Origin of the sequence: Lysinibacillus sp. G4S2 (genome assembly GCF_030348505.1) — a bacterium.
Lineage (GTDB): Bacteria > Bacillota > Bacilli > Bacillales_A > Planococcaceae > Lysinibacillus.
The window spans coordinates 4940854-4953942 of the sequence record NZ_JAUCFJ010000002.1; the positions used below are offsets into that span (position 1 = coordinate 4940854).

At 35.5% G+C, this 13089-nt stretch carries 7 protein-coding genes and 4 pseudogenes; 2 read left to right on the forward strand and 9 right to left on the reverse strand.

Features of this window, described 5'->3' with window-relative positions:
* Positions 1–1189: 1189 nt before the first annotated feature.
* A pseudogene (locus QUF91_RS28355) lies at positions 1190–1441 on the forward strand (flagellin); the annotation flags it as partial.
* 80 nt (positions 1442–1521) lie between these two features.
* On the opposite strand, the gene QUF91_RS25160 reads toward QUF91_RS28355, so the two are convergent.
* The 3 genes from QUF91_RS25160 to groES form a co-directional block, all read right to left on the reverse strand.
* Complete coding sequence (locus QUF91_RS25160) at positions 1522–1629, reverse strand: IS3 family transposase (RefSeq protein WP_483308096.1); 108 nt, start codon at positions 1627–1629, stop codon at positions 1522–1524.
* Positions 1630–2064: 435 nt separating this feature from the next.
* Complete coding sequence (gene groL / locus QUF91_RS25165; RefSeq protein ID WP_285398635.1) at positions 2065–3696, reverse strand: chaperonin GroEL; 1632 nt, start codon at positions 3694–3696, stop codon at positions 2065–2067.
* A 121-nt stretch (positions 3697–3817) separates the two neighbouring features.
* Positions 3818–4102 carry a co-chaperone GroES gene (gene groES / locus QUF91_RS25170; protein WP_049667833.1) on the reverse strand — a complete coding sequence of 95 codons (285 nt, stop codon included), beginning with the start codon at positions 4100–4102 and terminating at the stop codon, positions 3818–3820.
* A gap of 173 nt (positions 4103–4275) precedes the next feature.
* On the opposite strand from groES, the gene QUF91_RS25175 reads away from it, so the two are divergent.
* The gene (locus QUF91_RS25175; RefSeq protein WP_285398638.1) at positions 4276–5040 is read left to right on the forward strand and encodes a CPBP family intramembrane glutamic endopeptidase; all 765 of its coding nucleotides are present in this window, start codon (positions 4276–4278) and stop codon (positions 5038–5040) included.
* 170 nt (positions 5041–5210) lie between these two features.
* On the opposite strand, the gene QUF91_RS25180 is transcribed toward QUF91_RS25175, so the two are convergent.
* The 6 genes and pseudogenes from QUF91_RS25180 to tatC form a co-directional block, all read right to left on the reverse strand.
* The gene (locus QUF91_RS25180; protein WP_289419746.1) at positions 5211–6707 is read right to left on the reverse strand and encodes a serine hydrolase domain-containing protein; all 1497 of its coding nucleotides are present in this window, start codon (positions 6705–6707) and stop codon (positions 5211–5213) included.
* Positions 6708–7076: 369 nt separating this feature from the next.
* Positions 7077–8852: a group II intron reverse transcriptase/maturase gene (gene ltrA, locus QUF91_RS25185; protein WP_289420125.1), complete on the reverse strand. Its 1776-nt coding sequence runs from the start codon at positions 8850–8852 to the stop codon at positions 7077–7079.
* An 848-nt stretch (positions 8853–9700) separates the two neighbouring features.
* Positions 9701–9784, reverse strand: a pseudogene (locus QUF91_RS25190) (DUF6262 family protein); the annotation flags it as partial.
* Positions 9765–10814, reverse strand: a pseudogene (locus QUF91_RS25195) (tyrosine-type recombinase/integrase); the annotation flags it as partial. The pseudogenes QUF91_RS25195 and QUF91_RS25190, both read right to left, overlap by 20 nt.
* 13 nt (positions 10815–10827) lie before the next feature.
* Positions 10828–11945 (reverse strand): annotated as a pseudogene (locus QUF91_RS25200) (tyrosine-type recombinase/integrase).
* A 313-nt stretch (positions 11946–12258) separates the two neighbouring features.
* The gene (gene tatC, locus QUF91_RS25205; RefSeq protein ID WP_285398643.1) at positions 12259–13083 is read right to left on the reverse strand and encodes a twin-arginine translocase subunit TatC; all 825 of its coding nucleotides are present in this window, start codon (positions 13081–13083) and stop codon (positions 12259–12261) included.
* Positions 13084–13089 lie beyond the last annotated feature (6 nt).

Consider the following 13089-nt stretch of genomic DNA (forward strand, 5'->3'; position numbering starts at 1 on the left):
TTATCAAGTATTAGCAGACCGTTCTGGACAAACAGTCAATGTAACTACAACAGGTCCATTTCCTTACAAAGTTATCAATAATAATACTTATACTTACTTTCTGCCAAAAGGTACTACTGAAATACCTATATCAGTTCAATCTAATACGATTACTACTAATGATGATCACTCTAATAACGATACTAGTATGTCGATCATTACACTTCCAGATGGAAGTCAAGGATTTAATGATTATGAAAAAAATGAACATATTCATACAGAAACAACTACGATATATGATAAATCTACTGGTAGGACACTTTTTCATGACCCTAGATTTACAGAGCTTGATATCACCAAGAATAGCAAGATAGACAGTGTATCTTTCGGTACAAGTCTAACTCCTACTGGAATACTAAATGGAGAGTATCCAGATTTCGGGATGGTTGATGACCGTACAATTTACATCGAAATTAATGGTGTACAGCAATCACTAAAGGATTTTACCTTAATAAGTTCTAGTATTAATGGAAACTCCATTTCTGCAGTTTATAGTAAGGATGGTATTGAAGTTGAAAAGCTTATATCAACAGATGGCGTATCTTTTAAAGCAGAATTTAAAGTTAAAAATAATTCAGGGAATAATGATTCACAAATAAATATTAGTACAAATTATTCCTCCAAGTTCGCGGCATTTTATTCCATTTCTTCAAAGTCAGGAGTTCCAATCGGTCAAACAGCCTCAGATACTGAAATACCTGACTCAGGAACGGTTTTTGAATTATCAAATGGTTTAGTTGATTATAATTTTTCATTTCTAAGCGGCGGAAGTTATGTAAAACCTAATTCATTAACAACAGGAGATACATTATTAACTTCTTTAAATCCCATAATACCTTCTTGGGGAAGTAATGATTTTGATAACGGGGATACTCTAGAATTTGGCATCGAATTAAATGGTTTTAATTTTAAAAAGGACATATATTTACTTACAGATAAAGAAACGAGTACAATTGATTCTATCGTTGAAACAGTTACAACTACTATTAAGGATATTGACTATATACCTCGAAAACTCGTCATACAAATGGGCGCTAATGAAAATCAGCATAGTTCTATTCCATTATTCAGTGTAAAGCCTGACGAATTGGGGATAAATAATATAGGACTTCTTCCTCCAAATACTCCTGATGAGTCCCTATCTAAATTAGACAAAGGTTTAGAAAAAGTCACGAATTACAGATCTACATATGGTGCGATACAAAATCGACTCGAGAATGCATATAATTTTGTAGTCAATACATCTGAGAATCTTCAAGCTGCTGAATCACGCATCCGTGACACTGACATGGCGAAAGAAATGATGAAATTTACAAAAGATAATATACTAATCCAAGCTGCTCAAACAATGTTAGCACAATCAAATAAACAACCTGAAGTCGTTTTACAATTACTTCAATAAAAAGAAGGCTAATACGGTAGTGACCCCTTAAAGTTAGAGTTATATTTATGCAGCTAATCGGCTGGCACGAGTTCGGTATTTTACCGGCTCATGCCGGCCAGTTTTTGTTTAATTCGATCGTTATTATAGTAATCAATATACTTCTCTATTTTCGCTTCATAGGAGATTAATTCTTCTCCGTAATACATTTCTTGTTTGAGCTTGGCTATATTTCGCCATGCAAAAACACCCCAAAAGTTAGATTTGTTACTCTAACTTTTGGGGTGCAGCACCTACTTAGCAGTCTTCTTTTGTTATTTATAAAGTTCCTGATAGAAGATGAATTATACTGTTAATAGCTTCTTTTGATGAGGAAGTAGCTATCGCTTGTAGTTTTAAATGTTCACTTCCGTTGTATTCTTACATCATTTGTCTGCAATAAAGCCTTCATTGGTAAACTTTAAAAGCGTAAAAAAACCACCTCTCATCATATGTTAGAAATGATGAGAAGTGGTAATTGCTTTGTATTTTAATTGTGAGTAACACTACTTCATAAAAAGAAGTGTTGCAACGTGGATTTCAAGGCTCTCTAAAGGCGAAATCATCAACCTTCAAAAGCTGTGTAAACCCTTGTCACACAAGGATTACATCATTCCTGGCATGCCGCCCATACCAGACATATCTGGCATTGCTGATGCTGGTTCTGGAATGTCTGCTACTACTGCTTCTGTTGTTAAGAATAGAGCTGCGACAGATGCTGCGTTTTGTAGCGCTGAGCGAGTTACTTTCGCTGGGTCTACTACGCCCGCTTCCATCATGTTTACCCATTCGCCTGTTGCAGCGTTGAAGCCTACACCGATTTCTTCGCGTTTTAGGCGATCTACGATGATTGAGCCTTCAAGACCAGCGTTGTTAGCGATTTGACGAACTGGCTCTTCTAAAGCACGTAGCACAATTTTCACACCAGTTGCTACGTCGCCTTCTTCTACATCCGCAACTTTTTCAACTGCTGCATATACGTTAAGAAGTGCAGTACCACCACCTGATACAATACCTTCTTCAACTGCTGCACGAGTTGAGTTAAGAGCGTCTTCAATGCGAAGTTTGCGTTCTTTTAGTTCTGTTTCTGTTGCAGCACCAACTTTGATTACTGCTACACCACCTGCTAATTTTGCAAGGCGTTCTTGTAATTTTTCTTTATCGAATTCTGAAGTTGTTTCAGCAAGCTGAGCACGGATTTGACCAATGCGACCTTCGATTGCATCTGCACCGCCAACGCCTTCTACGATTGTTGTATTGTCTTTTGTCACAACAACTTTCGCAGCGCGACCAAGTGATGTAATATCAGCTGATTTAAGGTCTAAGCCTAATTCTTCTGTAATTACTTGACCACCTGTTAGAATTGCGATATCTTCTAGCATTGCTTTACGACGGTCACCAAATCCTGGAGCTTTAACTGCTACAGCATTGAATGTACCACGAAGTTTGTTCACTACAAGTGTTGCAAGAGCTTCACCTTCAACATCTTCAGCGATGATTAACAGTGGACGACCTTGTTGTACCACTTGCTCTAATAATGGTAATACTTCTTGGATGTTTGTAATTTTTTTATCTGTAATTAAAATGTATGGGTTGTCTAGTACCGCTTCCATTTTATCTGTATCTGTTACCATATAGTGTGATGCATAACCACGGTCGAATTGCATACCTTCAACTACATCTAGCTCAGTTGTGAAGCCTTTAGATTCTTCAATTGTGATAACACCATCGTTACCTACACGTTCCATTGCTTCTGCAATTAATTGACCTACTTCATCATCAGCAGCAGAGATTGCCGCAACTTGTGCGATTTCTTCTTTATTGCTTACTGGGCGAGAAATAGCGTGTAATTCTGTAAGTGCTGCTGCAACTGCTTTGTCGATCCCTTTACGAATTCCTACAGGGTTTGCACCAGCTGTTACGTTTTTCAAGCCTTCACGAATAATTGCTTGCGCTAACACTGTTGCAGTTGTTGTACCGTCACCAGCAATTTCGTTTGTTTTAGAAGCAACTTCTGCGACTAATTTTGCACCCATGTTTTCGAATGGGTTTTCTAGTTCGATTTCTTTTGCAATTGTTACACCATCATTTGTAATAAGTGGTGAACCGAATTTTTTTTCTAAAACTACATTACGACCTTTAGGCCCTAAAGTAATCTTTACCGCGTTTGCTAATTTATCTACACCTTGTAGCATTAATGAACGAGCGTCTTCTGAGAATTTAATATCTTTTGCCATTTGAATTTACCCTCCTGAAATGGAATATTCGTTAAGCTTTATAAATATATTTTTATATCAATTTCGCCACAGTGTCATGACAAACACTGAAGGCATTAACCTTTATGCAAGCTGATTTAAGTTATTCGATAATTGCAAGAATATCGCTTTCGCGTAAAATTAGGTATTCATTACCTTCATATTTAACTTCTGTACCAGAGTATTTTGAGAAAATAATGCGGTCGTCAACTTTAACGTCAAGCTCTACACGTTGTCCGTTCTCTAATATACGACCCGTCCCAACTGCTACAACTTTACCTTCTTGCGGTTTTTCTTTTGCAGAGTCTGGCAGTACAATACCGAATGCAGATTTTTCTTCTACCTCGATTAGTTCGATTACAATACGATCTCCTAGTGGTCTTAACAAGTGAAACAACCTCCTATTAATAAAATATATGTTGATACTTTATTAGCACTCTATCCAGCCGAGTGCTAACACAATTATTATGATAATCAATCACACTTTCTTTTGCAAGTCAGAACTACGAAAAATTTTGTTTTCTTTCCATATTCCTCTACAATAGAGAGGTAGCATAATGAATGGAAAGGATTTTGACGTTGACTACTTCTCAAAAAATAGATAAACATAAAAAAACAGCCCTTTATGTTTTACTAATTTATATTCTCATGCAGATATCAGGCAAATGGCTGTTAAGACCGTTTCACAAGCTTGTTATGAGCATAACCGGTTTACCCCATGAGCAAGCCGCTCCGCTTACGCAAGGCTGGTATATCGCACTTAGCTTTGCTATTGCATTAATTTTATGTTTGATCCTAACATCACGCGATAAAGCGTTTTGGGATATTTATAAAGGAAAGAAAGAAACTATACCACTCACAATTGTGTGGGGAATTATTGGTTTCTTCTTAGTTTTCTTTGGTCAAATGATTGGCGCGTCTATAGAAATGTATGTCTTCGGTATCCAAGGTGGGTCAGAAAACACAGCTGATATTGTAACTATTGCGAAAGGCGCTCCTATTGCAATACTAGCAATTGTCGTGTTTGGACCAATTTTAGAAGAGTTTGTCTTCCGTCGTGTTATTTTTGGATCGCTTGTCCAAACAACTAATTTTTGGGTAGCCGCAATCGTAAGTGCCATTTTCTTCGGACTTATTCATTTCGACTTCTCACATATTTTACTTTATACAATTTGTGGATTGATTTTTGCCTTCTTATATCACAAAACAAAACGCATTTGGACGTCCATTATCGCCCATATTATGCTTAATGGTTTTGTGACACTTGTACAAGTGTATGCAGAACCAATCCAAAAGTTGCTTGAAGAACTAGAAAAAATGCAATAAAAATCAGTGGGAAACAAGTTTATCAAGACCTAAATTAAAAAAAGATAAATAAATTAAAGGAGATTACATATTTTATATGACTAATATGTAATCTCCTTTCTTATTCCACAATCGCGCCCGATTGTGGAAGATCTTAATTTATTAAATTCAACATAAAATAGCTCATTATTTCATTTGTGAATATACTTTCTTTCTAATAAAGATACCTTTTTGGTAATAATTAGCCATAATACGAATAAATAATAAATGATAATTGTTGCTATTCCACTATAAATCACCGAAATTGAAGTTGGTCCCCATACTTTAATATACTCCCAATTCATATTGAATATTTTAGGAGCCACCATCACAAGTATTAAAATCACAGCTACAAACAGTGAATGGAACACAAATAGAAAAATTCTCTTCCCTTTCAACAATGCCCAAGCTCGTTGTTTTCTTTTAAACTTCCATAAGTTTCTTAGCAATAAAATACTAAAAATTATCCCTAGACAGCCAATAATAATACAGAGAATCGTTAAGACTTTATCCACCTCTTGATATCCGTCAGTATGATCCAAGTTAACATTATTTCCTTCCCATAAATCCATAACGCTTTTACCTATTGCTGTTGTAAAGGTTGTATCCATATTGGATAAAATGGCTACCCCTATTTGTTCATCAGGTTGCATGATGAAATAAGAAGAAAACGTTGGATTTGCCCCATCGTGCCATATGTATCGTTTGTCATTCTTTTCTTCAACTCTCCACCCACTTGCATAATAGGTGTCTTGAAGGATAGGCTCTACGGATTGATCAGGGATGTGCGATTGTTCGATTGTTTGTTTACTAATCGTATCGTTTTGGATGGCTCCTAACTGTAGGTTTAGCCATTTTGCGATATCGTTTGTATTGCTGACAATATAACCAGCAGGTATATTTCCTCGATAAATAGGCGGTGTATATTCTTGCTCTCTCATGAATCCTATTTTATAACCAGTTGCCAACTCATCAGACTGAACTTGATGTAAGCCAACATAGGAATCCTTCATTCCGATTTGTTCTAATAATTGTTCTTTTATATACAAGTCATATGACTGTTTTGAAACATTCTCAATGACTAGCCCCAAAACGTCATAATTGATGGTAGCGTATTCAAATGAGCTACCTGGTTTACGATTCAAAGGCTGATCAAGCAGGGTTCTTACTGTTAATTCAAGTGCGTTCTCGGCGTTACTTTCAGGAATATGTACAATGGTGTTCGAAGCAATCCCGCTGGTTTGATGAAGCAATTGATTTATTGTAATGGTCTGTGGTTCTCCTTCATATTCTAACTCCAGCCATGGGATGTATTTTCGTACATCATCAGTTCGTTTTAATAATCCTTCTTTTTCTAATTGTAAAATGGCTAGACCTATAAATGCTTTTGATGTTGATGCTAGTTCAAATAATGTTTGGGAAGTAACAGGGATTTTCTCCTTTACATCTGCGTACCCGAAACCTTTTTGATAAACTGTTTTTCCCTTCTCTACAATAACTACCGATATTCCAGGAATTTGACTAATTTCCATTTGTTCTTCAACAAATTGTTCAATCTTATGAATTTTATCATTTGAGTCTGCATAAGCTATTGGAATCAAAGTATTTAGTCCTAGAATTATAGCGACCATTAGAATTATTTTTCCCATCTTTTTCTCTACTCCTTTCTATAGGTGAAATCGATCGAGATATTTCTATAATTAACCTATAATAACATAATTATCTCACGCTGGAATTAATATCTCGTTAAGATTGTTAAAATGTCCAATGGGATAAAGACCGCTCTTTTACAATTCAATTAAACTGGCCGTTTAAGTGCAAAACTTTACAATCACTTCTGTATTTATAAGATAAATATCCAATTTTCTTATATATGATGTTATAGTGATAGGTAAGCCTTTGACGTTATCTCCAGCTTTTCCCCCACTTCACACCGTACATGCGACTTTCACCGCATACGGCGTTCCAATTAATTCAATTCATTCGATTTTTATGTAAGGAAAAGATGTAATGTGGAATTAGATTGCTTCGTTCAGACATTGCTCACGCAATTCATTTACTTTTTTTAGTTGCTTTTTATCTAGATGAAGTACTTTCAAGAGTACTTTTATTTTCTCAAGGTCTTTAAGATGGGTTAGTCGATGAATTGATTCATTGACAATAATTAAATTACCGTAGGAATCATCTTGCAATAAATAATATGGAGTTTTGTGGTGACAGTGCCAGTCATCAAAGCTAAGTTCAACCCCAGTTACAGCACATTTACCATATTGCGCAATAAATCGACTAATACGATTATCGTTATACTCAATGGAGCGTTGAGGAATGAACTGTTGCATCACAGTAATAAGCGTTTGTTTATTAATAGCTTTCAAACTATGATGAATTTTATTTCTACCTTCGGTAGTATAATTACAGATGGTTTGTGAGAAGTTTAGGTTTATTCGGCAACGTTGGGCATGAATTGGAGCGAGTGCCATTTCTTTAATTTTATAAATCTTGCATTCGTATCTGTTATACCTTTTCAGTAAGGATTTCGTGAAGTCTTGAAGCGTCGCTTCTTTTCTAATGCCTTTTAAACGATTGTGTAACGTTCTATGAATACGATGGTTCAGCTCAGTTAAATCATCTGTAATGTGCGACGCTACGGCGTAATAGTTTTGGATACCCATGACAACCGTATTAAATCGCCAAACATTTTGAATACATTGATGTTTTTGTATTGTCTTAACCGCTTTTTTCAGTTTTATTTGTGCATTGTTTAAAGCCTTCTTCGTCATATGTGAATGCGCAACATATAGGGTACGCTTCGCTGTTTTCTTATAATGGGCTTTAATACGGAAGCCTAGAAATTCGGAAGAATTTTTCTTTAGATTCACAACTTTCGATTTCTCATCGCTAATTTCTAGATGCAAACGTGTAGAGAGGAAATCTTTAACTGCATGGAACATTCGTATTGCTTGAGAACGTGTTCGACAAAGAATTTTAAAGTCATCTGCGTACCTCACGATATAGCAATGCTTTAAATTCGTTTTCTTTAACGCTTGATTCTTACTCATTTTGTTTTTGTAAGCTCTCTCCGTTTCATAGCTTTCCCATTGATTACTAACCCACCAATCAAGTTCATTTAATACGACGTTTGATAGGAGTGGGGATAGTATCCCACCTTGCGGTGTTCCTTTCGATGGAAAACCTTCACCTATGATTTCCGCTTTTAAAAGACGCGAAATAATCGAAAGAAGGGCTTTGTCTCGAATGCCTATTGTCCACATTTGTTTGAGCAGTTTTCCATGATTTACGTTGTCAAAGAATCCTTTTATATCAACGTCTACACAATGATATAAACACGCTCGATTTATCAATGTTTCAAAACGTGCCTTAGCATGATGTGTACTACGGTTGGGTCTGAATCCATAGCTATGCTTATAGAATCTTGCTTCACAAATTGGTTCTAATACTTGTAAAATACACTGTTGAAATAACCTATCCCAAATTGTCGGAATACCTAGCGGTCGTGTTTTCCCATTTGCCTTTGGAATAAAAACACGTCGTACTGCTTGTGGGCGATAGTGTGTAAACATCTTTTGTATCGTTGATACAACTTTGGATACTTTTAATTGTTTAATATCTTCAATTGTTTGACCATCAAACCCAGCCGTTTTACTACCCGTATTTTTCTTGATATTACGGTACGCTAATTGAATGTTTTCACGCGATTGCATTATATCTAATAAATCATAAAAATTTTGACCATCAACACTGCGAGCATATAGCAAATCAAATTGTTTTTGCATGTCATAGTACTCGTTATGTCTCAGTTTCTTTCGTTTTAACAAGTCGGTGGCTCCTTTTGGAGCTGAACCTCTATTAGTCTCACGAGAACCTTATTAATCGTTGAAGAACTGCCTTTCATGGTGAATAAATCTTGTATTAATCTAGTGGCGATCCCTCCATGTTCATTACACACTTCACCGGTACTGTGCCACCACTTTCACTGATATAAAGAAAAGTTATATATTCGCTAATCTCACGATTATTTTCCTTTCCAACGTCTCATCGAGAGTAAGCTCTCCACGTTATCAGCTTACCACGTTGAATATTAACTATTATGGAACAAACTTAGGTGCCTTCTATGAGCCTGTTAGCATTGCATGTGCCTGTAACACAAGATGGACTTTTATATTGTTGATTCTTACTCATCCACAACTAACCTCACATTTAGTGATATACACATTTCTATGTATTGCCATTCTAGACCCGTACATTCAGAGGTTCGCCAGCAATATAGTTTATTAACCTATTATGTTGCATTCTCACCATATTTGTTCAACCCAAGCACCATGATTTACACCACCCCATCGGGTAGGCTTTCGTCAGCCGAACTGTTACGGTAAATTCTCACGCCTATTAGCCGAGCTTATAACACGCTTTCCCTTACTAAATAACGTGCTATTCGACGCAGGGGGAGCCTTTCTGAGCGTTACCTCATCATTCGGCTCCTTGATAATATCCTTCAATTTAAATCGTAAATTGCCTGACCTTTATCAAGATTGTGTTATCCACATCTCATTTGAGCCAGGAACGTGTCGCACCAACAATCTGGCCCGATTGTTGAAGAAGGAGAACAACGTTCTCCTATTGACTATAACTTCTTATATACGTCTGCGTAAGCTACCTTCAGTTGCTCTCTTAATTGCTTGTTTTCATCTTCCCTTTGGTTTATCTTCAGGAAAAATTAATAATCGCACATTAGCTTCGGGAGCCATATCGTACTCATACCGTTGAATATCTTCAAGAAATCTTTGTAAATGAGACAGCGATTTTATAATATAATGTGCAGGGTGAGCGTCACGTCTTTTTAAATTATTTTTAGCGTATTCATGTAAATGTTCGATGTACTTCTCAATATGTGCTCTTTTTAGAGGCTTTAAGTCTTTCCATGTTGTTTCCAATGAAAATATAAACTTAAAAAACCCTGGTATACATTTTAGATAACTCCGTGCTGTCCCCGTAGAAAACCTGTTTTTGTTGATCAATCGTTGCTTAAAATATTTTTTAACTTGTTCACGAACCTTTTCGTCAATCTTTGAAAAGTCGAGGAAATAAGCAGATTCGCTTTTGTTGTAATCAATACCATATCTCTTATGTAAAGTACGAACATCCCATTTGTCTTTTTTCCATTCTTCACGTTTATCGGTGAATTTGAGTAGTGCAGTATAAACAGTCCTCAAAAAAACTGCTATTGCTGTTTTAGTAGTCACGTTTCTTAATTTATTTGTTTGTGTGTAATAAGTTTTTATTTTTTTCTCATTCAACCAAAACAAATACTCTCGTTCAGCTTTTTCAATATCCAAATCTAACAAGGAAGAGAGATTTGGATATTTTTCATTTATGAAATCCGTTATTCTTTTTAATGGACTTTGAGCGTTATATATACTCTTGATTGTCCATAAATCATTAAACAATTGCTGATAATAAACATATTTCACTTCTAAATTGAGTGAAGGACTATTAAATCGAAAGTAAACATTTTTATTGTTATGATTATAGTGTGCTACCAATTCTTCGAACTGCTTGATTTCACCTACAACGTTGACACTCCATTTGTCATTAACTAAGAAATAGGGGTTGTTTACTTGTTCAATTGAAACAGAACCATCTTCATGTACTGTTTTTTCAGGATATGTTGAAAGTTCTCTTTGTAAGCCTTCATGAAAGCCTATTTCTTCTACCTGAACATCCTTGATTTGCTTCATACAGTAATTCCTTTCAGTTTTTTTTCTTTAGATTAAATTCGGATTGTGCTTTATTCCACTCTTCTCGAATATCTTCATCCGAAGGATGTAGGTACAGATTCATTGTTGTTTGAATTTGAGAATGTCCTAATCGTTCTTGTACTTGCTTAATATCCTTTGTTTTCTGGTAGAAAATTGTAGCGTGTGTATGACGAAATAGGTGAGGATGTAGGTTTATCCCTGTTTTCTTTTTTAATCGCTTAAATAGAGACTCAACGTTCCAATATTCCATTGGTTTTCCCACATCTTTTCCTCTCAGTTTTACAAAAACAAAGTTTGAATCCAAGTCTAATTCATCAAGCACTTCATACAAGTAATCATCATATAAATCCATTAAGGATTGTGATACATAAATTTCACGTTCCCCTGTTTTTAACATCGCGCCGTTTTCTAATTCCCCTCGTTCTACTAAACGAATCTGATGCCCTTTTTGATGGTCATAAACAAAATCCTCCATGAAAAGAGAGAGAGCTTCTCCAATACGCAATCCCGTTTCAAATAACAATTGAATTAAGAACTTATCTCGTATATTAGTGGTTGCTTATAATACTTGTTGTACTTGTTCTTTTGTGAGTGTTTCTACTATTTTGCGTGGTTCTTTTAATTTCAGTATGTTTCTGTTTGATGGCTTGTCATTATTAACATGATGTAAGAAACTTTTGTAACGTGAGTGTCCTCCTGTAAATACTTGCTTCATTAACTTTTCCATCATGTCATTTTGTACTTCTTCATTTCGGTAGAGGTAGTCATAGAAGTTTGCTATAACGGTAATTGTATGGTTAATTGTTTTTTCCGTTCGCATTGCTTTCTTTTGTTGAAGAGGGGTGACATTTGAACTCTGATAGGGGCTTCTTAACCACCCCACAAAGTCAACTAAATCTTCTAATCTAATAAACTTGTAATCTTTGTTTCTTCTAAGTAGGTATAAAAATGTTTTAAGGAATAACAATATGCTTTTTGAGTATTAGGCCTTTTCCCTGTCTTATCTAAATACTTTATATATTTCATAACTGGCATAACAGGGAATCCTTCTTGATCCAGTAATATGTATCTTTTGCTGTTATTCTCTAAGACAACCTCTTGCACCCTCATAGCACTTCACCCCTAAAAAATATTAACGCTCGGTCTAAAGACCTCACTACGCCTCCCGCTATGGGCTACGTCCTCCGCCTGGAATATACATACTTTTCTGAATAATATATACATACTGAACTATATTTTCAATATCTGTATAACTAATCTAATATGTATAAGAAAAGAGGATATATGCTCATATATTGAACATAATATCCTCTTCTTAGTTTAGTCTATTTAATTTTTCTTCCCACTGATTTTTTTAGATTCTAACCTATTCTTTTATAACAAAAAAGCTCGATGCTTCTATTTCACATCGAGCTTCCACTATTTATTTTTGATTCAATTCTTCTATTTGGCGTCGCTGCTGTTCAAGCGCCTCTTCAACCTGGCGTTTTTGCTCAGCTTCCTGCTCTTCCTGCAAACGTATTTCCTCTGATTTTAAGTATTTCTTGTAACCAATACGTGAAACCATAATACTAATTTCGTAGAGCGCAAACAATGGTACTGAAACCATTAAGTGTGAAGCTAGTTCAGGTGGTGCGATAATAGCGGCACACACAAATAAACCAAAGTACGAATATTTACGAATACGAATTAGTAAATCAGGATTTAATAACCCTATACGTGAAAAGAATAAAATGACAACTGGCAATTGGAAAAGGAAACCAAAAGGTATTGTAAGTTTAAATAAAAATGAAAAATATTCATGTATTCCAATTGTTTGCTGAATTTCCAACTCGACCGATAAATTCATCATGAACTTTATGACATAAGGGAATAATAAATAGTATGAAAAAGATAGCCCTGCGATAAACAATAAAAATGAATACGGTATATAGCTTAAGGTTGCTTTTCGTTCTACTTCCCGTAGTCCTGGGCTTATAAACGCCCACAATTGATACATTAACACTGGCGATGAAAGGATAAATGCAATTAAAAAAACAACTTGGAAATAAATTGCAAGTGGTGTTACTACATCAAACGCATGAAGCTCTATATTATAATTAGCTCCAGTAGATTGAAGGTATTTAACAAGCGGCTTTGCAACAAAAAAGCCGCCAACCATAGCTAGAACAAAGAAAACGGCAACAATGAAAAGCCGTTTTCTTAATTCTTCTATATGCTCAATGACAGTTAGATCTTTTGGATTCATTCCTCA

Coding starts and splice junctions, on each gene's coding strand:
- QUF91_RS25160 (WP_483308096.1), bottom strand. CDS start 1,629: ATGTATTACGGAGAAGAATTAATCTCCTATGAAGCGAAAATAGAGAAG.
- groL (WP_285398635.1), bottom strand. CDS start 3,696: ATGGCAAAAGATATTAAATTCTCAGAAGACGCTCGTTCATTAATGCTA.
- QUF91_RS25175 (WP_285398638.1), top strand. CDS start 4,276: ATGGAAAGGATTTTGACGTTGACTACTTCTCAAAAAATAGATAAACAT.
- QUF91_RS25180 (WP_289419746.1), bottom strand. CDS start 6,707: ATGGGAAAAATAATTCTAATGGTCGCTATAATTCTAGGACTAAATACT.
- ltrA (WP_289420125.1), bottom strand. CDS start 8,852: ATGCAAAAACAATTTGATTTGCTATATGCTCGCAGTGTTGATGGTCAA.
- tatC (WP_285398643.1), bottom strand. CDS start 13,083: ATGAATCCAAAAGATCTAACTGTCATTGAGCATATAGAAGAATTAAGA.